Raw genomic sequence first — 23,121 nt, forward strand, 5'->3', positions numbered from 1 at the left:
TCAAACTTGCCTTTTGCCATGATCTCTATCCTTTGACTTTCAAGGAAACTTGATTTCTGCCGGGGCCGTCCGGATGGACGGACCCGGCAAGGGTTATTTACTTGGCCCGAGCGGCGATGACTTCGTCAGCGACGTTCTTGGGAGCCTCGGAGTAATGCTTGAATTCCATCGTGTACGTAGCACGGCCTTGCGTCAGCGAACGCAGGTTCGTGGCGTAACCGAACATCTCGGCCAGGGGCACTTCAGCCTTGATGGTCTTGCCACCGCCAACCATGTCGTCCATGCCTTGGACCATGCCGCGACGCGAGGACAGATCGCCCATCACGGTGCCAGCGTAGTCTTCCGGCGTTTCGACTTCGACGGCCATCATCGGTTCCAGCAGCACGGGGCTAGCCTTGCGCATGCCTTCCTTGAATGCCATCGAACCGGCCATCTTGAACGCGTTTTCGTTCGAGTCGACGTCGTGGTACGAACCGAAGAACAGCGTGACCTTGACGTCCACGACCGGGTAGCCGGCCAGGATGCCCGAAGGCAGCGTTTCCTGGATGCCCTTGTCCACGGCGGGGATGTATTCGCGAGGAACCACACCGCCCTTGATGGCGTCCACGAATTCGTAGCCGCCCCCAGGAGCCAGGGGCTCGACCTTCAGGACAACGTGACCGTACTGACCACGACCGCCCGACTGCTTGACGAACTTGCCTTCGACTTCTTCGCAGACCTTGCGGATGGTTTCGCGGTAGGCCACTTGCGGCTTGCCGACGTTGGCTTCCACGCCGAATTCGCGCTTCATGCGGTCGACCAGAATTTCCAGGTGGAGCTCGCCCATGCCGGAAATGATGGTTTGGCCGGATTCTTCGTCGCTGCGCACGCGGAACGACGGATCTTCCTGAGCCAGACGCGACAGCGCCAGACCCATCTTTTCCTGGTCAGCCTTCGACTTGGGTTCGACGGCCTGCGAAATCACGGGCTCCGGGAAAATCATGCGTTCGAGCAGGATGTGGGAGTCGATGTCGCACAGCGTTTCGCCGGTGGTCACGTCCTTCAGGCCGACCACGGCGGCGATGTCGCCTGCCAACACTTCCTTGATTTCTTCGCGGTTGTTCGCGTGCATCTGCAGAATGCGGCCGATACGTTCCTTCTTGCCCTTGATGGGGTTGTAGACCGTATCGCCCGACTTCAGGACGCCCGAGTACACACGCACGAAGGTCAATTGACCCACGAACGGATCGCTCATCAGCTTGAATGCCAGGGCCGAGAACTTCTCGGTGTCGTCGGCATTGCGCTTGATCGCGTTGCCATCGTCGTCCTGACCGTCGACCGGGGGGATGTCCACGGGCGAAGGCAGGTAGTCGATGACCGCGTCCAGCATGCGCTGCACGCCCTTGTTCTTGAAGGCGGTGCCGCACAGCATCGGCTGGATTTCGCCAGCGATGGTGCGTTGACGGATGGCCAGGTTGATTTCGGCTTCTTCCAAGGAACCCGTTTCCAGGTACTTGTTCATCAGCTCTTCCGACGACTCAGCGGCGGCTTCAACCAGCTTTTCACGCCATTCGTTCGCCAGACCTTCCAGCTCGGCCGGAACGTCCTTGTAGTCGAACTTGGTGCCTTGGCTGGCTTCGTCCCAAATGATCGCCTTCATCTTGACCAGGTCGACCACGCCTTGGAACGTGTCTTCGGCGCCGATGGGAATGACGATCGGCACGGGATTGGCGCGCAGGCGGTTCTTCAGCTGGTCATAGACCTTGAAGAAGTTGGCGCCGGTGCGGTCCATCTTGTTGACGAAGGCCAGACGCGGCACGCCGTACTTGTTGGCTTGACGCCACACGGTTTCGGACTGGGGCTGAACACCGCCCACCGCGCAGTAGACCATGCAAGCACCGTCCAGGACGCGCATGGAACGTTCCACCTCGATGGTGAAGTCCACGTGTCCCGGGGTGTCGATGATGTTGATGCGGTGCTCGGGGTAGTTGCCGGCCATGCCACGCCAAAACGCCGTCGTAGCAGCCGACGTAATGGTGATGCCACGCTCTTGCTCTTGCTCCATCCAGTCCATGGTGGCTGCGCCATCATGCACTTCGCCAATCTTGTGATTGACGCCGGTGTAGAACAGGATACGTTCGGTCGTGGTGGTCTTCCCTGCATCGATGTGCGCAGAGATGCCAATGTTGCGATAGCGCTCGATCGGGGTTTTGCGGGCCATGGTGGATTAGTCCTTAAATTACCAGCGGAAATGGCTGAAGGCCTTGTTGGCCTCTGCCATCTTGTGCGTGTCTTCGCGCTTCTTCATCGCGGCGCCACGACCTTCGGAGGCGTCGATCAGTTCGCCAGCAAGACGCAGATCCATCGACTTCTCGCCACGCTTCTTGGCGGCTTCACGGAGCCAACGCATAGCCAGGGCCAGGCGGCGCACGGGGCGCACTTCAACCGGCACTTGGTAGTTGGCACCGCCAACGCGGCGGCTCTTGACTTCGACGATCGGCTTGATGTTGTTGATCGCCAGGCTGAAAACCTCGATCGGCTCTTTGCCGGTCTTGGTGGCGACTTGCTCGAGGGCGCCGTAAACGATGCGCTCGGCGACGGCCTTCTTGCCGTCCAGCATGACGACGTTCATGAACTTGGCGAGCTCGACGCTGCCGAACTTGGGATCGGGCAGAATCTCGCGCTTGGGTACTTCGCGACGACGGGGCATTGTTGCTTCCTTGTGTCTGTTCAGTTGAACCGTGTTTCATTACACGGCCATGGCCGTCCATTGGGACGACCCCTTACGTGCCGCGCACCTTCCCATCATCTGGACGGCGCGGTCGCACTTCCCGGGTGACGGACTTCCGTCACGTGGGGGTACTGCCGACTTGCTATTAAGCCTTCTTCGGGCGCTTGGCGCCGTACTTCGAGCGGGCTTGCTTACGGTCCTTGACGCCTTGCAGGTCAAGGGAACCGCGCACGATGTGATAACGCACACCGGGCAAGTCCTTCACACGGCCGCCACGCACCAGAACCACCGAGTGCTCTTGCAGGTTGTGGCCTTCACCGCCGATGTACGAAATGACTTCGTAACCGTTGGTCAGACGCACTTTGGCAACCTTACGCAGAGCGGAGTTCGGCTTCTTGGGGGTGGTGGTGTACACGCGAGTGCACACGCCGCGGCGTTGCGGGCAGTTTTCGAGCGCGGGGCTCTTGCTTTTGATGATGCTGACTTCGCGCGGCTTGCGCACGAGTTGGCTAATGGTAGGCATGACCTTTGAAATCCCTTTTACGTACCACTGGTAAGTACTTACGTACTCGTCTCCTGGAGCGGGTGAGCTTTCGGAGAAGGCAGTTCGCGCAAAACCGCCTCAAACGTTCAAATACGTAAAAGAGCGGGCTTGCCAACAAACCATGACAAACGCACAAAATCGGGTGCAGTCAGAAAAACAGTTGGTGCTAGCTGGGCCAAGGACAAAGGTTCGTGACGCGCCTTTGGGCCTTGATCCTGAACTGTCTGCCTGAGCGTGCGGATTTTGCGCGCGAAATAAAGCAGTAAGCCCTTTAGCATAACTGAGATCAAGGGCTACTGTCAAAGTTTTTTGTAAGTGTCGCGCAGCGGCGAGTTGGCGCGAAAAGCGGGGCACTTGAGCGCCGCTGGCGAAAATTGGGGCCACGTAGCGGGCAGATCGAGGACCGGCAAGTGCGGCCGGCCGTGACGCCCTATCGGGGCAATCCCTGCCCTCCGGCATGGCTCCGCGAAGTGTACAGCGTGCGCGTTTAGCGGTCTGTAAAAAGATAGCCGCTGCCGTATACCGTGCGGATCGGCAACACCACGCCTGCCTGTTCGGCCTTGCGCCGCAGCCGGCTGACGATAACGTCGATGCTGCGCGCGCTGCTGGCTCGTGCAGCGCCCCCTTCCACCTGCAATTCGTTCCCCAGGGCTTCGCGGTCGACCGCCTTTCCCGCCACGTTCAGCAGGGCGCGAACGATGAGGCGCTCGTTGGCGGACAGCGACAGCGTGACGCCATTCGGGGCGGCCAGCGTCCAGCCCTGGTCGTGGAGCTCCCAGCGGCCGTTGCCCGCGTCCTGCGGCTCGGCGGGATCGGCGGCCGCCGGCAGGCGGCGCGCCAGCGCCAGCAAGATGCAGACGAGTTCACGAGGATCCTGGGGATCGGGCAGGCAGGCATCGGCGCCGCTCTGCAGGCAGCGCAGGCGGCTGTCCACGGGCATGCCCTTGCCGACAACCACGATGCCCAGCGGTGCGGAGCCATGCAGCCGCGCAATGAGGGCGTAACCGATTTCGCCCGACGCGCCGATGTCCAGAACCACGGCGTCGTGGTGGCCGCTGCTGAGCAGGCCGAACAATTCCAACGAGGTCGAGCATCCGCGGGCCGAGATGCCGGCCTGCAACAGCGTGGACACGGACGAACCGCGCACGGTTTCGTCCGGTGACATCACAAGTATGCGCAATTGATTCATATCTGTTCCGGTCTGCATTCCCTCCCCTTGCACCGCCTGCTGTGTCGCGGCTGGTGACATCGTTGGAACAGTTTGGCGTCGCCCTATGCAACAACTCCAGTCAAGATTCGTCAACTTTGCAATGTTTGACAGTTCTTGCCATAACGTAGCCGCGGAAGGGTTTTCCCGAGTTATCATTCGTTTACATAAATCCCCCCTTCGTTTTGCTAGGTCGCCACACGCGCGCCTGCGCAGCCAACTTTCGCGAGAACTCGTCTAATGAAAATCGCGTCGCTGGAAGACGACCTGGACCAGGCTCGGCGCATCCAGCAAGTTCTGACCGCCGCCGGCTATGCTTGCACCAGCTATCACCAGAGCCGGGATCTGCTCGCCGCCCTTCGCACTGAAACGTATGACCTGGTGCTGCTGGACTGGCACCTGCCCGACATCGACGGCGACGACGTCGTCCGCTGGCTGCGCACACACATCGGCGCGCGCATTCCCGTGATTTTCCTGACCAACCGGTCGGCCGAGGATGATCTGGTCGAAGGCCTGCGTGCAGGCGCGGACGACTACATCGTCAAGCCGATGCGTCCGCTGGAGCTGCTGGCACGGGTCGCGGCGCTGTTGCGCCGCAGCCAGATCGCCGAGCCCGTCGACCAGACCATTGAAGTCGCGCGGTATCGGGTCGACCCCGCGGCGCGCGCCATTTCGCTGGACGACGTCGCGATTTCGCTGGCCCCGAAGGAATTCGAGCTGGCGCTGCTGTTCTTTCGCAATGTCGGCCGGCTCATGTCGCGCGACGTGCTCGCCGAGTGCGTCTGGAACCGCGAAATCCCCGCCACCTCGCGCACGTTGGATACGCACCTATCGAACATCCGGCAGAAGCTGCAGCTCCGTCCGCAGCACGGCGTGCGCCTGACCTCCTCTTATGCGCTTGGCTACCGGCTCGAACTGGTCAGCCCGTCCGACGACGGCCAGAACCTCTCGCCGTAACGGCGTCGCCCGAATCCCTGGAGAATCGTTTGCCATGAGCCGCTTCCGCGCGCTTTCTCTGCTTGTCCTGGCTTCCTGCATGACGCTGGCCGCCCCCGCGCACAGCCAGCCCGCCGGCGCATTGGGCGACGACTTCATCCATCGCGTGCGCCAGGGCGAGACGCTGATCGAACTGGCCACGCAGTACACACGCAACCAGGCCAACTGGAACCGGTTGCAGACGCTCAACAAGGTCGTGACCCCGGAATTGCTGCCCATCGGGTTGGAACTGCACATCCCGCTGGCGATGATTCCGGTGCGCGACGCGCAGGCGCAGGTCGTGCACGTCAGCGGTCAGGCCAGCCTGAATGGCAAGTCCGTGCAGCCCGGAACGCCGGTGTCCGAAGGCAGTACGCTGGAAACCGCCCCCAACGGTTTCGTCACCCTGCAGCTTGCCGACGGATCGCGGCTCACGTTGCCGTCCAACGGCGCGGTGGACCTCACACGCCTGCGCCAGTTTGAAGGCACTGCGCTGACGGATTCGGTGATCAATGTGCGGCGCGGCAGCGTGGAATCCAGCGTCGCGCCAGCGGGCCAGGGTGTGGGCCGTTTCGAGATCCGCACGCCGGTCGCCGTGACGGGCGTGCGCGGCACGCGATTCCGCGTGCAGAGCAGCGCGCAAGGCGTCCATAGCGAAGTCCTGGAGGGCAGCGTGCGCTTGCAGGCGCACGCGCCCGGCGATTCGCCCGCCAAGCCGGTCGCGGTGGCGCAAGGTTACGGGGCCGCGGTGGGCGCCGACGGCGCCATGTCCGCCCTGCGTCCGCTGCTCGCCGCGCCACAATTGGGCGATCCGGTACGCGCCGGCGGCACGTGGTCAGTGCCGTTTGCGCCGGTCGAAGGGGCGCAAAGCTATCTGGTTCGCGTCTCGCGCGATGCCGATGGCGCGCTGCCCGTGTCGTCCGCCAGCTTTCCCGCCAACGACATCCGCTTTTCCGCGCCGGGCCCCGGCACGTTCTACGTGTCGGTGCGCGCCGTCGATGCCCTTGGCCTGCACGGGGCGGATTCGGTCCGATCCTTCGAGGGCGCGAACATGTTGATGACGTCGTACGGCCTTGGCGTTGGCAGCGGCTCTGGCGGGCTGGTGACGCTGACCGCGTACTAGGACAGACGCCATGGCCGCCCCCGCCGACTCGCTCGACCGGTCCTGGCGGTCCGGATTGTGGCTGACGTTGGCGTTGGCGGCGCTGGCCGCTTTCCTGGGCACTTTCAATGGGCTCGGCCGTCTTGATCAGGTCTTCTACGACCGCGCGGTGGTGATGACGGGCCGTCCGGCTGATCCGGACATCCTGGTCGTGGCGATCGACGACGCGAGCATCGACGCGCTGGGACGCTGGCCGTGGCGGCGCGCCATCCACGCGGCCTTGCTCGACCGGCTGGCGGGCGCGCGGGCTGTGGGGGTGGATCTCATCTTTGCCGAGCCAGACAAGATCAATGCCGCAGACGACGCCATCCTGGCGGACAGCATCCGGCGCAACGCGCACACCGTGCTGCCCGTGGTCCTGGACCGGCTGAGAAGCCCGACGGCCATCGGCCTGCCGATCCCCGAATTGGCGCAGGCATCGGCCTCCACCGGCTTCATCAATGCAGTCATCGACCCGGACGGCGTCGTGCGCGAAGCCGCCCTCACCGCGCAATTTGCCGGCGACCGCAGAAATCATCTGGCCATCTCGATGCTCGAGGTCGGCGGCGAAGCTGATCGCGCCCAACGGTTGCTCAAGCGTGCCAACGCCGACGGACGGATCCTGATCCCGTATGCAGGCCCGCCCGGCCACGTGCGGACCGTCTCCTATCTTTCGGTGCTGCGGGGCGATTGGACGCCCGATGAGCTGCGCGGCAAGTATGTGCTGGTGGGCGCCTGGGCGACGGGCCTGGGCGACGAGTATCCGACGCCGGTGTCGCACGACGTCAGCGGCATATCGGGCGTGGAGATCATCGCCAACGTTCTGCAGGCCGCGCGGGACGACATCGCCTTCCAGCGGCCACCGGCCGGGTGGAGCGCGCTTTTCGCGCTGTTGCCGGTGTTGCTCGCCAGCTTGGCCTTGTGGCGCCTGTCGCCCAAGAAGGCGCTGCTGGTCAGCCTTGCGCTGCTTGCCGCCATCCCGCTTGCATCGTGGCTGCTGCTTGCCCAGGCCTATCTGTGGTTCGCACCGACCGCAGCGTTGGCGGGCGTGGCCTTGTGCTATCCGCTCTGGAGCTGGCGCAATCAGGAAGCCGCGCTGCGCTATATGGATACGGAACTGCAGCGCCTGCAGCGCGAATACCCCCCGATCCTGAACGAAGCCCGCGTGCAGCTTGCCAATCCGAATGCGTCGCTGGAGAGCCGGGTCGGCGAACTTCGGCGTGCGCTGGCGCGAGTGCGCAACCTGCGGCGGTTCCTGGCTGACGGGCTGGACGGCATGCCGGATGCGACGCTGGTGTTCGACCAGGAAGGCCGCATGCGATTCCGCAACCAGGCCGCCATCCTGTTCTTCCAGCGGCTTGGCATCCGTCCGCCTCGGATCGGCCGGCCGGCGGCGCACCTGCTGGAACATACCCTCGCCGACGAGGCGGCGCGGACACGCGTGGCAGAGGCCCTAAGCGGCCGTCCGCCCGCCGACGCCGCCTCGCCTTGGAGCGCGGACGTCGAAGTGCGCGACCGCGCCGGCCGCGACCTGATCCTGAAATGCGCCCCCATCCACACGGCCGAGGGCCAGTTCGCAGGCACGGTCGCCACGCTGACCGACATCTCAAGCATTCGCCAGGCCGAGCGGCAACGCGAAGAAACGCTGCGCTTCATCTCGCACGACATGCGCGCGCCGCAAAGCTCGATTCTTGCGTTGGTGGAGCTATCGCGGGAAGGCGGGCAGCAGGAAGTGCGGCCCGACACGCTCGAGCGCATTGCGATGCTGGCCAACCGCACGCTCACGCTGGTCGATGACTTCGTGCATCTGACACGTGCCGAATCGATGCCGATCAGCACCATCGAGCTGGATCTGGGCAGTTTGCTGCAGGACGCCGTCGACGATCTCTGGCCGTCTGCCAACAAACGCGGCATCGCATTGGAGACCCGGATGCCGCTGCCGGTTGCCTACACCCGCGGCGAACAGACGCTGCTGATACGCGCGCTCTGCAACCTGGTCGACAACGCCATCAAGTACAGCGCCAGCGGCACGCGCATCGAATGCGGCATTGATGAACAGCCCGGCTTCTGGCGCGTGCGCATCAAGGATCAAGGCCAGGGAATCGCGGCCCAGGACGTAGCCCGGTTGTTCGAACCGTTTGCGCGGGTGGGCGTTGAAACGCGGGGGGATGTGGGCGGTGCCGGATTGGGACTGGCTTTCGTGCACACCGTAGCCAAACGGCATGGCGGGCGCATCGAGGTGCAGAGTGAACCGGGCGTCGGCTCAGAGTTCATCCTGCACCTGCCGAAGGTGTAGACCGCCTTATTTACTGGAAGGTGTGCGAGATGACCGCCGGCTTGCCCGGCTTGACCTCAAGCGTCATGCGCAACGGCGGCAGGTCGGCGTTGCGCACGACCACCTGGTACTTGCCCGGAATCAGCTTGAGGTCCTTCACGGGCGGGCTGATGCCGCGCGCCACGCCGTTGATCCAGACTTCACCCCATGGACGGATGTCCAGCCGCACGGTGACCGGCACGGGCTTGGGCTTGGGCGCCTCTTCAGTGGCGGCGGGCGGCGCCGGTTCCTGCACTTCGGGGGTTGGCGGCGCCTCGGCGGTACTCGCCGGATTTGACTGCGCCCCCGCGGATGACGCGGCGGCCGTCGCGGCAGACCCGGCGGCGGCTGGCTGGCCGGATGCGGCGCCGCTGGCCGTCAACGACGGCAGATCCGCAGGCGCCTGAGTGGTCGCTGGCGCCGGCGGTGGCGCGGGCGGCGGGGTCTGCGGCAACGGATGCACGACGGGCGGATTCGGCTGCACGACTTCCGAGCGCGTGATGAGGGCGTTGGGCGTGCCCTTGCCCCACTGAAACCACGCGTATACGCCTGCGCCGATGAGCGCCAGGATCAACAGCCAGAACAGCAACGGTCCCCGCCGGCGGGCGGGCTCGCGCCGTTCCGGTAAACCCGCCATGGGCGCGACCTTGGCCACTTCGTCCAATTCGTCTTCGGGCGCTTCGGGTTCGTCGTAGGCCGCAACGCCCAGCAGGCTGGCCAGCTCAGCCAACGACTGCGGCCGCGCCTTGGTGTCCATCGACATGCCGGCATCGATGACACGCAGGAATTCCTGGCTGTACTTGGGCAGCCCCATGTCCGCCAGCGCTTCGTATTCGTCGTGGGCGCGGCGTTCCGGCGCCGGCGGCGGCCGGCTGCCGATCACCAGGGCGTACGCCACCGCGCACAGGGAGTAGATGTCCGACCAGGGGCCGCGCGGCCATTCCATTGAGTCGGTGTACAGCTCGAACGGCGCGAAGCCGGCGGCCGGCGTCCGGCTGGAACGGCGCGACCGCGCCACCGCCAGTTCGGGCAGCAGATGCGCGCGCGCGTTCTCGTCCATGCCGACGGTTTCGAGCGAAATGTCGCCACAGATTTCGCCCTGCGCATGCAGTGCGACGAGAGACGGCAGAAGGTCCGAGAGAAGCCGCTTGATGCGCGACTCCGGCACCCCGCCTGCCGCGCTGGCGGCAATGGCGCTCAACGGGCGCAGGGCCAACGGCGCGGCGCCGGAAAAGGGGCCACGCGGCGTCAACAAGCCGGCGGGAGTAGACATCATCGAAGCTGCGCGTGCGCGCCAAAACGGGTTCAGGGGCTATTTAGGCGGAATATTATCCAATCCGCAAGGTCAGGACATTGCCGAAAATGTCCGAGCGCATCAGGCTGTGGCACGATAGCGTACTGCGTCATCACCCTACATCTTTAGAAGCCATGAAAATTCGCATCCTGAGCAGTCTGCTTGGCGTATCGGCCCTCCTGGCCGGTTGCGCGGGCATCTCCAAACCGAAACCCGAGAGCCCTCCGACGGCCGAAGCCCTGGCCGAGCTGCAGCAGGTGCGCGACCAATACAGCGCCGGTCAATATGGCGAAGTCATCCGCGGCGTTGCCCGGTCCGATACCCTGGCCACCTCGTCCAAAGCAGTACGCATAGAGGCCTACAAGCTTCAGGCGTTCAGCTATTGCGTGACGCGTTATACCCAGCTTTGCGAGGACAGCTTCGCGCGTATCCTGGTGCTGGATCCGGCGTTTGAACTCGCCCCCGCCGAAGCCGGTCATCCGGTCTGGGGACCGGTCTTCCAGCGCGCCCGCGCACAGGCCGCCAAGTAGTCCTGCCGCACCCGTTCTTTTCGCAAGAAAAAAGGCCGCTGATTCGCATCAGCGGCCTTTTTATTTTCAGGCTTCCACCGCAGCCTCGCGGTGGAACCTGTCCGGACGATCCGCTTATTCGGCGGCGTCGTCGGTACCCACGTCGGAAGCAGGCGTCTCGGCGTCCGAACCCACCGTGACCGGTGCGTCTTCGAACGGGTTGGCCTGCTGGCGAGCGGCTTCGCGTTCCGCCGCCTCCAGCTGTTCCTTGTCGCGGCGTGCATGGTGGTAAGCCAGGCCGGTACCCGCCGGGATGAGGCGGCCGACGATGACGTTTTCCTTCAAGCCACGCAGGTCGTCGCGCTTGCCCATGATGGCGGCTTCGGTCAGGACACGGGTGGTCTCCTGGAACGAAGCGGCCGAGATGAACGAGTCGGTCGACAGCGAGGCCTTCGTGATACCCAGCAGCACGTTGTCGTACGTAGCCGGACGCAGGTCGGCAGCCGTGACGCGGTCGTTTTCGTTCAACAGCTCGGAGCGCTCGACCTGCTCGCCCGGGATGAACTCGGTGTCGCCCGCGTCAACGATGTTCACACGGCGCAGCATCTGACGAACAATCACTTCGATGTGCTTGTCGTTGATCTTCACGCCCTGCAGACGGTAAACGTCCTGCACTTCGTCGACGATGTACGTCGCCAGCTTCTCGATGCCTTGCAGGCGCAGGATGTCGTGGGGATCGGCCGGGCCGTCCACGATCATTTCGCCCTTGTTCACCACCTGGCCGTCGTGCACCAGCACCTGCTTTTCCTTCGGAATCAGGAACTCGTGGCTCACGCCTTCCAGGTCGGTGATGACCAGACGCTGCTTGCCCTTGGTGTCCTTGCCGAACGAAACCGTACCGGTGACGTCGGCGAGCATGCCGGCGTCCTTCGGCGAACGGGCTTCGAACAGTTCGGCCACACGCGGCAGACCGCCGGTAATGTCGCGGGTCTTTTGCGATTCTTGCGGAATACGCGCCAGAACCTCACCCACGGCAACCTGCTGGCCGTCACGCACCGTGATCAGCGCACCCACCGGGAACGAGATGTTCACCGAGTGATCGGTGCCGGCGATCTTGACGTCTTCGCCGTTCTCGTTGACCAGCTTGATCTGCGGACGCATGACGATCTTGCCGCCACGGGTCTTCGGCGTGATGACGACGAGCGTCGACAGGCCGGTGACTTCGTCCACCTGCTTGGCAACGGTCACGCCTTCTTCGATGTTCTCGAAGCGGACGGCGCCGCCGTATTCCGACACGATCGGACGGGTCAGCGGATCCCACGTTGCCAGGCGCGCGCCGGCCTTCACGGCCTCGCCATCGCCCACCAGCACGGTCGCGCCGTACGGGATCTTGTGACGTTCGCGTTCGCGGCCGTTGTCGTCGAAGATCGCCAGTTCGCCCGAGCGCGAGATCGCGACACGTTCGCCCTTGGCGTTCGTGACGTAGCGCATCGTGCTGGCAAAACCGACGGTACCGGTCGACTTGGTTTCCACCGCGCTGGCCAGGGCCGAACGCGACGCCGCGCCACCGATGTGGAACGTACGCATCGTGAGCTGCGTGCCCGGTTCACCGATGGACTGGGCAGCGATAACGCCAACTGCCTCGCCCTGGTTGACCGGCGAACCACGACCCAGGTCGCGGCCGTAGCAGTGCGCGCACAGACCATGACGCGTTTCGCAGGTCAGCGGCGTGCGGACCTTGACTTCGTCCACGCCGATGCGGTCGATGGTGTCGACCAGATCTTCGTCCAGCAGGGTGCCGGCGACGATGGCCGTTTCCTGCGTGTCCGGGTTGACGATGTCCACGGCAGCGACGCGGCCGAGGATACGGTCGCGCAGCGGTTCGATGACTTCACCGCCTTCGACCAGGGCCTTCATGTTGTAGCCCTGCGACGTGCCGCAGTCGTCTTCGGTAATGACCAGATCCTGCGTCACGTCGACCAGACGACGGGTCAGGTAACCCGAGTTCGCGGTCTTCAGTGCCGTATCGGCCAGACCCTTACGCGCACCGTGAGTGGAGATGAAGTACTGGAGTACGTTCAGGCCTTCACGGAAGTTTGCGGTAATGGGCGTCTCGATAATCGAGCCGTCCGGCTTGGCCATCAGGCCGCGCATACCGGCCAGCTGGCGGATCTGGGCAGCCGAACCGCGGGCGCCCGAGTCAGCCATCATGTAGATGGAGTTGAAGGACTCCTGGCGCACTTCCTCGCCGTGACGGTTGGTCACGGGCTCGGTGGCCAGTTGTTCCATCATCGCCTTGCCGACCTTGTCGCCAGCCTTGCCCCAGATGTCCACAACGTTGTTGTAGCGCTCTTGGGACGTGACCAGACCCGACGAGTACTGCTTGTCGATTTCCTTCACTTCGCGGCTGGCTTCGGCCAGGATGCCTTCCTTGGCGGTCGGGATCAGCATGTCGCCCATGGCGATCGAGATACCGCCGCGCGTGGCCAGGCGGAAGCCCGACTGCATCAGCTTGTCGGCGAAGATCACCGTGTCGCGCAGGCCGCAGCGGCGGAACGACTGGTTGATCAGACGCGAGATTTCCTTCTTCTTCAGCGCCTTGTTCAGGACGGTGAAGGGCAGGCCCTTGGGCAGGATCTCGGACAGCAGCGCGCGGCCGACCGTCGTCTCGTGACGGCGGATGACCGGTTGCCATTCGCCGTTCTCGTCGCGCTCGTGTTCCTTCAGGCGCACGGTGATGCGGCTTTGCAGCTCGACTTCGTTGTTGTCGTAGGCGCGCTGGACTTCAGCGACGTCCATGAAGAAGATGCCTTCGCCACGGCCGTTGATGCGCTCGCGGGTCGTGTAGTACAGACCCAGCACGATGTCCTGCGACGGCACGATCGACGGTTCGCCGTTGGCCGGGAACAGCACGTTGTTGGACGCGAGCATCAGCGTACGCGCTTCCAGCTGGGCTTCCAGCGACAGCGGCACGTGAACGGCCATCTGGTCACCGTCGAAGTCGGCGTTGAACGCCGCGCAAACCAGCGGGTGCAACTGGATCGCCTTGCCTTCGATCAGCACCGGCTCGAACGCCTGGATGCCAAGACGGTGCAGCGTCGGCGCACGGTTCAGCATGACCGGGTGTTCGCGGATGACTTCTTCCAGGATGTCCCAGACCACCGGTTCCTGGCTTTCGACCAGTTTCTTGGCAGCCTTGATGGTCGTGGCCAGGCCCATCATCTCCAGACGATTGAAGATGAACGGCTTGAACAGTTCCAGGGCCATCAGCTTGGGCAGACCGCACTGATGCAGCTTGAGCTGCGGACCCACCACGATGACCGAACGGCCCGAGTAGTCGACGCGCTTGCCCAGCAGGTTCTGACGGAAACGACCGCTCTTGCCCTTGATCATGTCGGCCAGGGACTTGAGCTGGCGCTTGTTGGCGCCCGTCATGGCCTTGCCTCGGCGGCCGTTGTCCAGCAGCGAGTCGACCGCTTCCTGCAGCATGCGCTTTTCGTTGCGCAGGATGATTTCAGGCGCCTTGAGCTCGAGCAGACGCTTCAGACGGTTGTTGCGGTTGATGACGCGGCGGTACAGGTCGTTCAGGTCGGAGGTCGCGAAGCGGCCGCCGTCCAGCGGCACCAGCGGACGCAGGTCCGGCGGCAGCACGGGCAGCACTTCCATGACCATCCACTCGGCCTTGATGCCGGACTTCTGGAAGCCTTCCAGCACCTTCAGGCGCTTGGAGATCTTCTTGATCTTGGCTTCCGAGCTGGTGGCCTTCAGTTCGCCGCGCAGCGTTTCCACTTCGCGGTCGATGTCGATGGTGCGCAGCAGTTCGCGCACGGCTTCGGCGCCCATCAGGGCACGGAAGTCGTCGCCGTATTCCTCGGTCTTGGCCAGGAAATCGTCGTCCGACATGATCTGGCCGCGCTTGAGCGGCGTCATGCCGGGTTCGATCACGCACCAGGCTTCGAAGTACAGCACGCGTTCGATGTCGCGCAGGGTCATGTCGAGCACCATGCCCAGACGCGACGGCAGGCTCTTCAGGAACCAGATGTGCGCGACGGGGCTGGCCAGCTCGATGTGGCCCATGCGTTCACGGCGAACCTTGGCGACGGTGACTTCAACGCCGCACTTTTCGCAGATCACGCCACGGTGCTTCAGGCGCTTGTACTTGCCGCACAGGCACTCGTAGTCTTTGATCGGGCCAAAGATCTTGGAGCAGAACAGGCCGTCACGCTCGGGCTTGAACGTGCGGTAGTTGATCGTCTCGGGCTTGCGGACTTCGCCGTAGGACCACGAACGGATCTTCTCGGGCGAGGCGATGCCGATCTTGATGGCATCAAACTGCTCGTCTTGAGAGACTTGCTTAAAGAGGTCGAGTAGCGCTTTCATTAGTTACGCTCCAAATCCATGTCCAGGGCCAACGAGCGGATTTCCTTGACCAGAACGTTGAACGATTCCGGCATGCCGGCGTCGATCACGTGGTCGCCCTTGACGATGTTCTCGTAAACCTTGGTACGACCGTTGATGTCGTCCGACTTCACCGTCAGCATTTCCTGCAGGGTGTAGGCGGCGCCGTATGCTTCCAGCGCCCACACTTCCATTTCCCCGAAACGCTGGCCGCCGAACTGCGCCTTGCCGCCCAGCGGCTGCTGGGTCACGAGCGAGTACGGGCCGGTGGAACGGGCGTGCATCTTGTCGTCGACCAAGTGGTGCAGCTTCAGGTAGTGCATGTAGCCGACAGTCACGGGGCGCTCGAATTGCTCGCCCGTGCGGCCGTCGAACAGCCATGCCTGCGTACGCGAAGGCGTCAGCGCCATGCGCTCGGCGACGTCGTCCGGATAGGCCAGTTCCAGCATCTTGGTGATTTCCTCTTCGGTCGCGCCGTCGAAGACGGGCGTCGCGAACGGCACGCCGTTCTTGAGGTTCTGGGCCATTTCCATGACTTCGTCATCGGTCAGTTCGTCGATGCGCGCGCCGGAGCCGGTCGTGTTGTAGACCTTGTCCAGATAAGCGCGGACGTTCTTGACCTGCGCCGTGCGCTCGTCACGCAGCATGTCGGCGATGCGATGGCCAACACCCTTGGCAGCCCAGCCCAAGTGAACTTCCAGCACCTGGCCGACGTTCATCCGCGAGGGCACGCCCAGCGGGTTCAGAACGATGTCGGCCGGCGTGCCGTCAGCCATGTGGGGCATGTCTTCCACCGGGGTGATGCGCGAGACCACACCCTTGTTGCCGTGACGGCCGGCCATCTTGTCGCCAGGCTGCAGACGACGCTTCACGGCCAGGTAGACCTTGATCATCTTCAGCACGCCCGGGGGCAGCTCGTCGCCTTGCGTCAGCTTCTTGCGCTTCTCTTCGAAGGCCAGATCGAACTGGTGACGCTTCTGCTCGAGCGATTCCTTGGCCTGTTCCAGCACGACAGCGTGCGGCTCATCGGCCAGACGGATGTCGAACCACTGCCAGCGATCCAGGTCGGCCAGGTAGGCCTTGGTGATCGTCGCGCCCTTTGCCAGCTTGCGCGGGCCGCCGTTGACGGTCTTGTTGACCAGCATCTTTTCGATACGGTCGAACTGGTCGTTTTCAACGATGCGCAGCTGGTCGTTCAGGTCCTGGCGATAGCGGCGCAGTTCATCGTCGATGATGGACTGGGCGCGCTTGTCGCGCACGATGCCTTCACGCGTGAACACCTGCACGTCGATCACGGTGCCGGTCATGCCCGAAGGCACGCGCAGCGAGGTGTCCTTAACGTCGGACGCCTTTTCACCGAAGATGGCGCGCAGCAGCTTTTCTTCCGGCGTCAGCTGGGTTTCGCCCTTGGGCGTGACCTTGCCGACCAGCACGTCGTCGGCGCTGACTTCGGCGCCGATGTACGTGATGCCGGAATCGTCCAGACGGTTCAACTGCGTTTCAGCCAGGTTGCTGATGTCGCGGGTGATTTCTTCCGGTCCGAGCTTCGTGTCGCGGGCCACAACCGTCAGTTCCTCGATGTGCACCGAGGTGTAGCGGTCATCCGCCACGACCTTTTCGGAGATCAGGATCGAGTCTTCGAAGTTGTAGCCGTTCCAGGGCATGAACGCGATCAGCATGTTCTGACCCAGGGCGAGTTCGCCCAGGTCGGTCGATGCGCCGTCAGCCAGCACGTCGCCCTTGGCAACGCGGTCGCCACGCTTGACGATCGGACGCTGGTTGATGTTCGTGTTCTGGTTGGAACGCGTGTACTTGATCAGGTTGTAGATGTCGACGCCCACTTCGCCGGCGACGTTTTCTTCGTCGTTCACGCGAATCACGACGCGCTCGGCGTCGACGTGGTCGACCAGACCGCCACGCAGCGCCTGCACGGTGGTGCCCGAGTCAACGGCCACGGTGCGCTCGATACCCGTACCCACGACCGGCTTTTCCGGGCGCAGGCAAGGCACGGCCTGACGTTGCATGTTGGCGCCCATCAGTGCGCGGTTCGCGTCGTCGTGCTCGAGGAACGGAATCAGCGAGGCAGCGACCGACACGATCTGCGACGGAGCAACGTCCATGTAGTGCACGTTGGCCGGGGCGGTCAGCATCGTTTCGCCAGCTTCACGGCAGGCGACCAGGTCGTCAACGAAACGGCCTTCTTCGTCGAGCGCGGCGTTGGCCTGCGCGATGACGTAGTGGCTTTCTTCGATGGCCGACAGGTAGTCGATCTGGTCGCTGACGCGGCCGTCGACAATCTTGCGGTAAGGCGTTTCCAGGAAGCCGTACTCGTTCAAGCGAGCGTACAGCGCCATGGAGTTGATCAGACCGATGTTCGGGCCTTCCGGCGTTTCGATCGGGCAGACGCGGCCGTAGTGGGTCGGGTGCACGTCGCGGACTTCAAAGCCGGCGCGCTCGCGGGTCAGACCGCCCGGGCCCAGTGCGGAAACACGACGCTTGTGCGTGATTTCCGACAGCGGGTTGGTCTGGTCCATGAACTGCGAGAGCTGGCTCGAACCGAAGAACTCCTTGATGGCAGCCGAGATCGGCTTGGAGTTGATCAGGTCGTGCGGCATCAGGTTTTCCGTCTCGGCCTGGCCCAGACGTTCCTTGACGGCGCGCTCGACGCGCACGAGACCGGCGCGGAACTGGTTTTCGGCCAGTTCGCCCACGCAACGCACGCGGCGATTGCCCAAGTGATCGATGTCATCGATCTGGCCACGGCCATTACGCAGCTCAACCAGCACCTTGATGGTTTCAAGGATGTCTTCGTTGGTCAGCGTCATCGGGCCGGTGATGTCTTCACCACGGCCCAGACGGCTGTTGACCTTCATGCGGCCGACGCGCGACAGGTCGTACGTCTCTTCGCTGTAGAACAGACGCTGGAACAGCGCTTCCACCGCTTCCTCGGTGGGCGGCTCGCCAGGACGCATCATGCGGTAGATGGCAACGCGCGCGGCCATCTGGTCGGCGGTTTCATCGGTACGCAGCGTTTGCGAGATGTAGGGACCGCGGTCCAGGTCGTTGGTGTACAGCGCCTGGAAATCGTGCACATTGGCGGCGCGCAAGGCGCCCAGCACGCTTTCCGTGATCTCGTCGTTGGCGTTGGCGATGACTTCGCCGGTGTCTTCATCGACGATGTTCTTGGCCAGCACGCGGCCGTACAGGAAATCTTCCGGCACGGAGATGCGCTGGATGCCGCCGGCAGCCAGGTCGCGCAGGTGCTTGGCGTTGATGCGCTTGTCTTTTTCGACGATCACCTTGCCCGAACGGTCGGCGATGTCGAAACGGGCCATTTCGCCCTTCCAGCGCTCAGGCACGAATTCCATCATCGCGCCTTCGCTCTTCAGTTCGAAGTTGTCGAAGTCGAAGAAGTTGGCCAGGATGGATTCCGGCGTCATGCCGATGGCCTTGCACAGGATCGTGACAGGCATCTTGCGACGGCGGTCGACGCGGAAGAACAGGACGTCCTTCGGGTCGAATTCGAAGTCCAGCCACGAGCCGCGGTAAGGAATCACGCGGGCCGAGAACAGGAGCTTGCCCGAGCTGTGCGTCTTGCCGCGGTCGTGTTCGAAGAACACGCCCGGCGAACGGTGCAGCTGCGAAACGATGACACGCTCCGTGCCGTTGATGACGAAGGAACCCGTGCCCGTCATGAGCGGAATTTCGCCCATGTAGACTTCCTGTTCCTTCACTTCCTTCACGGTGGGCTTGCTGACTTCGCGGTCAAGCAGCACCAGGCGGACCTTGGCTCGCAGGGGCGAGGCATAGGTCAGGCCACGTTGCTGACATTCCTTGACATCGAACACCGGTTCGCCGAGCACGTAGCTCACGAACTCCAAGCGCGCCATACCGTTGTGACTAACGATCGGGAAAATCGACGAGAACGCCGCCTGCAAACCGTCGGCTACGCGTTCGGACGGGGCGGTATCCGCCTGCAGGAAAGTTAGGTAGGATTGAAGCTGAGTCGCCAAAAGGAAGGGAACGTTTTGAACGTCTTCACGCTTGGCGAAGCTTTTGCGGATGCGCTTTTTTTCGGTGTACGAGTAAGGCATGAGCACTCCGACTCGAGGTTGCATGGGCCGTCAACCACGGCCCCAGGTGATACGACTCCAGGAAACCCCACTGAATGGGCATACCCTCAGTAGGGGTTTCCTGGAAACGCAAAAGCCCGGGGACTGCAAACTGTGCTGTCCCCGGGCAGTTGACGCAGGTCTTACTTGACTTCGACCTTGGCGCCAGCTTCTTCCAGCTTCTTCTTGGCGGCTTCGGCGTCAGCCTTGGCCACAGCTTCCTTGACGGGCTTCGGAGCGCCGTCGACCAGGTCCTTGGCTTCCTTCAGACCCAGACCGGTCAGCTCGCGCACGGCCTTGATGACGCTGACCTTGTTCGCGCCGGCTTCTTGCAGGACGACGGTGAACTCGGTTTGCTCTTCAGCAGCGGCGGCAGCGCCACCAGCGGCGGGAGCAGCAACAGCGACGGCAGCGGCAGCAGCCGACACGCCGAACTTCTCTTCCATTTCCTTGATCAGCTCGGACAGCTCGAGCACGGTCATGCCAGCGATGGCGTCAAGGATTTCAGCTTTGTTAAGTGCCATTTTTCAGAACTCCAAATATTTTGGTAATGCCAGGGTTTGGGTGTCGCTTCGTCGTTCAGCGAATTCCGGACAGCAGGGCGATTAGGCCGCTGCCTTCTGGTCGCGCACGGCAGCGAGGCCACGGGCGAACTTGGTCGGAACTTCGTTGAGCGTACGCACGAATTGCGCGATGGGGGCTTGCATGGTGCCAAGCAGCTTCGACAGCAACTCTTCGCGCGAGGGCATGGTGGCCAGAGCCTTCACACCTTCTTGGTTCAGCAAGTTGTTGGGCAGAGCGCCCGCCTTGATGACCAGCTTGTCGTTGCTTTTCGCGAAGCCAGCGATGACCTTGGCCGCCGCGACCGGATCGGTGCTGATGCCATAGATCAGCGGACCGGTCAGTTGCTCAGCCAACGGCTCGAAAGCCGTGCCGGCAACAGCACGACGGGCCAGCGAGTTCTTCAGAACACGCAGATACACGCCCGATTCACGCGCAGTTTTGCGCAGTACGGTGACAGAGGCGACGTCCAGACCACGGTACTCAGCGATAACAATCGATTGGGCCTTGGCGACTTCCGCCGAGACTTCCTCGATTACCACCGCTTTCTCTTGACGATTGAGACTCACGGTTTGAACACTCCATCAAAAGACGCCTGGGGCCGGAGCCTTGCGCGTCAACCGAATGCGGCGCCTGGACGAGTTCTTCGGGTAAAGAAATCTTCCTGGGGACGCCGTCTACGCTGGATCCGGACTATGCGAGCTCCGGGATTAAGCGGGGCAGCGGCGATGCTGCTTTCCTTGCGGAAGGAAGAATCCCTTCCACTGCCCTGCTCCAGCGGTCTTTGACAGCAACATCCGGAGGGGTCCGGATGCAGCCCAAAGTACGTTTACTGCTGTTGGCTTAGTTGGAAGCCGACAGCGAGGCAATTTCCACACGCGCACCGCCGCCCATCGTGGACGAAACGGCGAGCTTGCGCAGGTAAATGCCCTTGGCAGCTGCGGGACGCGCCTTTTGCAGGGCGTCGACCAGAGCGGCCAGGTTGGTTTGCAGCTGGTCCACGCCGAACGACGCACGGCCGATCGTTGCGTGGATGATGCCAGCCTTGTCGGTACGGTACTGAACCTGACCGGCCTTGGCGTTCTTCACAGCGGTTGCGACGTCGGGGGTCACGGTGCCGACCTTCGGGTTCGGCATCAGGCCGCGCGGGCCCAGGATCTGACCCAGGGCGCCGACGACACGCATCGTGTCGGGCGAGGCGATGACGACGTCAAAGTCCATTTGACCGGCTTTGATGCTGTCAGCCAGGTCGTCCAGACCAACGATGTCAGCGCCAGCAGCCTTGGCGGCTTCAGCCTTGTCGCCTTGGGCGAACACGGCGACGCGAACCGACTTGCCGGTGCCGGCGGGCAGCACGACCGAACCGCGGACCAGTTGGTCCGACTTCTTCGGGTCGATGCCGAGTTGCACGGCCACGTCAATGGATTCATTGAACTTGGCGACGGCGGTTTCCTTGACCAGGGTCAGGGCTTCAGCGACCGGGTACAGCTTGGTGCGGTCGATCTTTTGTGCAATAGCGGCGGCGCGCTTGGACAACTTTGCCATGATTAGATCCCCTCAACCGTGATGCCCATGCTGCGGGCGCTGCCAGCGATCGTGCGCACTGCGGCTTCCAGATCGGCGGCGGTCAGGTCGGGACCCTTGGCCTTGGCGATTTCTTCAGCTTGTGCGCGCGTCAGCGTGCCGACCTTGTCGGTATGCGGCTTGGGCGAACCCTTTTGCACGCCAGCGGCCTTCTTGATGAGGACCGTCGCGGGCGGGGTCTTCATGATGAAGGTGAAGCTCTTGTCCGCGAAGGCGGTGATCACCACCGGAATCGGCAGACCAGGCTCCATGCCTTGGGTCTTGGCGTTGAACGCCTTGCAGAATTCCATGATGTTCAGGCCACGCTGACCCAGAGCCGGGCCAATCGGGGGGGAGGGGTTAGCCTTACCAGCCGGCACTTGCAGCTTGATAAAGCCGACGATCTTCTTCGCCATGCTTTGCTCCTTGCGGGTTATATCGCCCTGGCCTGTGCGGACAGGGCTCCCCGGGGGTTAAATTCAGGTCTTTTCGACCTGGCTGAAATCGAGCTCGACGGGCGTGGCGCGACCAAAAATGGTGACGGACACACGGACCTTGCTCTTTTCGTAGTTGACTTCTTCGACGTTGCCGTTGAAGTCTGCAAACGGACCTTCCTTGACCCGAACCATCTCGCCCACTTCGAACAGGATCTTGGGGCGGGGTTTCTCGACGCCCTCTTCCATCTGGGAGAGGATCTTTTCGACTTCCTTTTCGGAAATCGGGGTCGGACGATTGCCCGAGCCGCCCAAAAAGCCGGTGACTCGGTTGGTGTTCTTGACCAGGTGCCACGTTTCGTCGGTCAGGTCCATTTCAACCAGGACGTAACCGGGGAAAATACGGCGCTCGGTGATCGACTTCTGACCACCCTTGACCTCGACGACTTCTTCGGAGGGCACAAGAATGCGGCCAAAAGACGTTTGCAGGCCCGCGCGCTCGATGCGCTCGTTCAGGGCCTTGTGTACGCTTTTTTCCATGCCGGAGTACACATGGACGACATACCAACGCTTACTCATTTGCCGTCCTTATTTCCAGCCCAGCAGCAGGCCGTAGAGAATCCATTCGATGCCCTTGTCGAGCACCCACATGAAAATGCCCATGACCGCGACAAACGCAAAAACGATGCCCGTCATCTGGGTCGTTTCCTTGCGAGTGGGCCACGCGACACGCTTGACTTCGTTGTAGGACTCGCTGGCAAAGCTCAGGGTACGGCGACCGGGTTCGCTGAACCAGGCGATCGCAGCTGCGATCACGAGGCCGCCGACGAACACACCGATACGAGCGGGCATCGGCTGTGCGCTAAGCACGGAAAACCCGACGATGCCAGCAATAACGACGAGAACCGCCAGCCCGAGCTTGACCCGGTCGGCGGTACTGGTTACGGTTTCAACGCTGGTATTAGACATATTGCGACGCGAGCCGCCGTGAATGCGTAACTCGCGATGATCTCCCGCGGGTTTATCCTGGCGGTGGCAGGGGCAGTAGGAATCGAACCTACAACCTTCGGTTTTGGAGACCGACGCTCTGCCAATTGAGCTATGCCCCTAAACACATCAAACTCTTGTTCCGCCTGCATCGGCTCGCGGAACCATACATAGTACTACTTTTACAGCAAAGATGGATAGAGGGGCATGAATGCCCACCCTACCCATCCGGGTATTGCTTACTTCAGGATCTTGGCGACGACGCCGGCGCCGACGGTACGACCGCCTTCACGGATGGCGAAACGCAGACCTTCTTCCATGGCGATCGGGGCCAGCAGCTTGACGGTCATCGTCACGTTGTCGCCCGGCAGA

17 protein-coding genes, 1 tRNA gene and 1 pseudogene are annotated in these 23,121 nt (G+C 62.9%); 4 read left to right on the plus strand and 15 right to left on the minus strand.

Going from position 1 to position 23,121, the window contains the following annotated elements:
- Window positions 1-97 precede the first annotated feature (97 nt).
- The 4 genes from fusA to B2W22_RS23650 all read right to left on the minus strand — a co-directional run bounded on the left by fusA (window position 98) and on the right by B2W22_RS23650 (window position 4,443).
- Window positions 98-2,200 (minus strand): elongation factor G, encoded by a 2,103-nt coding sequence (gene fusA / locus B2W22_RS23635; RefSeq protein WP_175124791.1) that lies wholly within the window; start codon window positions 2,198-2,200, stop codon window positions 98-100.
- 18 nt (window positions 2,201-2,218) lie between these two features.
- A complete protein-coding gene (gene rpsG, locus B2W22_RS23640; protein ID WP_006389600.1) occupies window positions 2,219-2,689 on the minus strand; it encodes a 30S ribosomal protein S7 in 471 nt (156 codons plus the stop codon).
- A 166-nt stretch (window positions 2,690-2,855) separates the two neighbouring features.
- A complete protein-coding gene (gene rpsL, locus B2W22_RS23645) occupies window positions 2,856-3,233 on the minus strand; it encodes a 30S ribosomal protein S12 (protein WP_005017264.1) in 378 nt (125 codons plus the stop codon).
- A gap of 508 nt (window positions 3,234-3,741) precedes the next feature.
- Entirely contained in the window at window positions 3,742-4,443 is a 702-nt protein-coding gene (locus B2W22_RS23650; protein WP_175124792.1) for a response regulator transcription factor, read from the minus strand.
- A 258-nt stretch (window positions 4,444-4,701) separates the two neighbouring features.
- On the opposite strand from B2W22_RS23650, the gene B2W22_RS23655 reads away from it, so the two are divergent.
- From B2W22_RS23655 to B2W22_RS23665, 3 genes are read left to right on the plus strand one after another with little or no spacing between them, the layout of a single operon-like run.
- A complete protein-coding gene (locus B2W22_RS23655; RefSeq protein WP_175124793.1) occupies window positions 4,702-5,418 on the plus strand; it encodes a response regulator transcription factor in 717 nt (238 codons plus the stop codon).
- Window positions 5,419-5,452: 34 nt separating this feature from the next.
- Window positions 5,453-6,559, plus strand: a complete 1,107-nt coding sequence (locus tag B2W22_RS23660) for a FecR domain-containing protein (protein WP_175124794.1) — start codon at window positions 5,453-5,455, stop codon at window positions 6,557-6,559.
- A 10-nt stretch (window positions 6,560-6,569) separates the two neighbouring features.
- The gene (locus B2W22_RS23665; RefSeq protein ID WP_286939741.1) at window positions 6,570-8,873 is read left to right on the plus strand and encodes a CHASE2 domain-containing protein; all 2,304 of its coding nucleotides are present in this window, start codon (window positions 6,570-6,572) and stop codon (window positions 8,871-8,873) included.
- 10 nt (window positions 8,874-8,883) lie between these two features.
- On the opposite strand, the gene B2W22_RS23670 is transcribed toward B2W22_RS23665, so the two are convergent.
- Complete coding sequence (locus B2W22_RS23670; protein ID WP_175124861.1) at window positions 8,884-10,164, minus strand: serine/threonine protein kinase; 1,281 nt, start codon at window positions 10,162-10,164, stop codon at window positions 8,884-8,886.
- A 155-nt stretch (window positions 10,165-10,319) separates the two neighbouring features.
- On the opposite strand from B2W22_RS23670, the gene B2W22_RS23675 reads away from it, so the two are divergent.
- Complete coding sequence (locus B2W22_RS23675; protein ID WP_175124862.1) at window positions 10,320-10,715, plus strand: TssQ family T6SS-associated lipoprotein; 396 nt, start codon at window positions 10,320-10,322, stop codon at window positions 10,713-10,715.
- Between the two features lie 114 nt (window positions 10,716-10,829).
- Here B2W22_RS23675 and rpoC read toward each other — a convergent pair whose 3' ends face one another.
- The 10 genes and pseudogenes from rpoC to B2W22_RS23725 all read right to left on the minus strand — a co-directional run.
- The gene (gene rpoC / locus B2W22_RS23680) at window positions 10,830-15,074 is read right to left on the minus strand and encodes a DNA-directed RNA polymerase subunit beta' (RefSeq protein WP_175124796.1); all 4,245 of its coding nucleotides are present in this window, start codon (window positions 15,072-15,074) and stop codon (window positions 10,830-10,832) included.
- Window positions 15,074-19,186, minus strand: coding sequence for a DNA-directed RNA polymerase subunit beta (gene rpoB / locus B2W22_RS23685; protein ID WP_175124797.1), 4,113 nt, complete (start codon window positions 19,184-19,186; stop codon window positions 15,074-15,076). The genes rpoC and rpoB overlap by 1 nt, the downstream gene beginning before the upstream one ends.
- Window positions 19,187-19,347: 161 nt before the next feature.
- Window positions 19,348-19,728, minus strand: coding sequence for a 50S ribosomal protein L7/L12 (rplL, locus tag B2W22_RS23690; protein ID WP_008157777.1), 381 nt, complete (start codon window positions 19,726-19,728; stop codon window positions 19,348-19,350).
- Window positions 19,729-19,809: 81 nt separating this feature from the next.
- On the minus strand, window positions 19,810-20,334 hold the full coding sequence (gene rplJ / locus B2W22_RS23695; RefSeq protein ID WP_056320723.1) for a 50S ribosomal protein L10: 525 nt from the start codon (window positions 20,332-20,334) through the stop codon (window positions 19,810-19,812).
- A 274-nt stretch (window positions 20,335-20,608) separates the two neighbouring features.
- Complete coding sequence (gene rplA, locus B2W22_RS23700; protein ID WP_175124798.1) at window positions 20,609-21,310, minus strand: 50S ribosomal protein L1; 702 nt, start codon at window positions 21,308-21,310, stop codon at window positions 20,609-20,611.
- A 2-nt stretch (window positions 21,311-21,312) separates the two neighbouring features.
- The gene (gene rplK / locus B2W22_RS23705; protein ID WP_056320728.1) at window positions 21,313-21,744 is read right to left on the minus strand and encodes a 50S ribosomal protein L11; all 432 of its coding nucleotides are present in this window, start codon (window positions 21,742-21,744) and stop codon (window positions 21,313-21,315) included.
- A gap of 63 nt (window positions 21,745-21,807) precedes the next feature.
- Window positions 21,808-22,341 carry a transcription termination/antitermination protein NusG gene (gene nusG / locus B2W22_RS23710; protein ID WP_006389586.1) on the minus strand — a complete coding sequence of 178 codons (534 nt, stop codon included), beginning with the start codon at window positions 22,339-22,341 and terminating at the stop codon, window positions 21,808-21,810.
- 9 nt (window positions 22,342-22,350) lie between these two features.
- Complete coding sequence (gene secE, locus B2W22_RS23715; protein WP_046806052.1) at window positions 22,351-22,731, minus strand: preprotein translocase subunit SecE; 381 nt, start codon at window positions 22,729-22,731, stop codon at window positions 22,351-22,353.
- 64 nt (window positions 22,732-22,795) lie between these two features.
- Window positions 22,796-22,871: transfer RNA gene (locus B2W22_RS23720), tRNA-Trp, on the minus strand.
- A 117-nt stretch (window positions 22,872-22,988) separates the two neighbouring features.
- Window positions 22,989-23,121: pseudogene (locus tag B2W22_RS23725) on the minus strand (elongation factor Tu); the annotation flags it as partial.

Origin of the sequence: Achromobacter sp. UBA4530 (assembly GCF_002388205.1) — a bacterium.
Classification (GTDB): domain Bacteria; phylum Pseudomonadota; class Gammaproteobacteria; order Burkholderiales; family Burkholderiaceae_B; genus Achromobacter; species Achromobacter animicus.

Excerpts from the sequence above, each read along its gene's own strand:
- fusA (WP_175124791.1), bottom strand. The coding sequence starts at position 2,200 with ATGGCCCGCAAAACCCCGATCGAGCGCTATCGCAACATTGGCATCTCT.
- rpsG (WP_006389600.1), bottom strand. The coding sequence starts at position 2,689 with ATGCCCCGTCGTCGCGAAGTACCCAAGCGCGAGATTCTGCCCGATCCC.
- rpsL (WP_005017264.1), bottom strand. The coding sequence starts at position 3,233 with ATGCCTACCATTAGCCAACTCGTGCGCAAGCCGCGCGAAGTCAGCATC.
- B2W22_RS23650 (WP_175124792.1), bottom strand. The coding sequence starts at position 4,443 with ATGAATCAATTGCGCATACTTGTGATGTCACCGGACGAAACCGTGCGC.
- B2W22_RS23655 (WP_175124793.1), top strand. The coding sequence starts at position 4,702 with ATGAAAATCGCGTCGCTGGAAGACGACCTGGACCAGGCTCGGCGCATC.
- B2W22_RS23660 (WP_175124794.1), top strand. The coding sequence starts at position 5,453 with ATGAGCCGCTTCCGCGCGCTTTCTCTGCTTGTCCTGGCTTCCTGCATG.
- B2W22_RS23665 (WP_286939741.1), top strand. The coding sequence starts at position 6,570 with ATGGCCGCCCCCGCCGACTCGCTCGACCGGTCCTGGCGGTCCGGATTG.
- B2W22_RS23670 (WP_175124861.1), bottom strand. The coding sequence starts at position 10,164 with ATGTCTACTCCCGCCGGCTTGTTGACGCCGCGTGGCCCCTTTTCCGGC.
- B2W22_RS23675 (WP_175124862.1), top strand. The coding sequence starts at position 10,320 with ATGAAAATTCGCATCCTGAGCAGTCTGCTTGGCGTATCGGCCCTCCTG.
- rpoC (WP_175124796.1), bottom strand. The coding sequence starts at position 15,074 with ATGAAAGCGCTACTCGACCTCTTTAAGCAAGTCTCTCAAGACGAGCAG.
- rpoB (WP_175124797.1), bottom strand. The coding sequence starts at position 19,186 with ATGCCTTACTCGTACACCGAAAAAAAGCGCATCCGCAAAAGCTTCGCC.
- rplL (WP_008157777.1), bottom strand. The coding sequence starts at position 19,728 with ATGGCACTTAACAAAGCTGAAATCCTTGACGCCATCGCTGGCATGACC.
- rplA (WP_175124798.1), bottom strand. The coding sequence starts at position 21,310 with ATGGCAAAGTTGTCCAAGCGCGCCGCCGCTATTGCACAAAAGATCGAC.
- rplK (WP_056320728.1), bottom strand. The coding sequence starts at position 21,744 with ATGGCGAAGAAGATCGTCGGCTTTATCAAGCTGCAAGTGCCGGCTGGT.
- nusG (WP_006389586.1), bottom strand. The coding sequence starts at position 22,341 with ATGAGTAAGCGTTGGTATGTCGTCCATGTGTACTCCGGCATGGAAAAA.
- secE (WP_046806052.1), bottom strand. The coding sequence starts at position 22,731 with ATGTCTAATACCAGCGTTGAAACCGTAACCAGTACCGCCGACCGGGTC.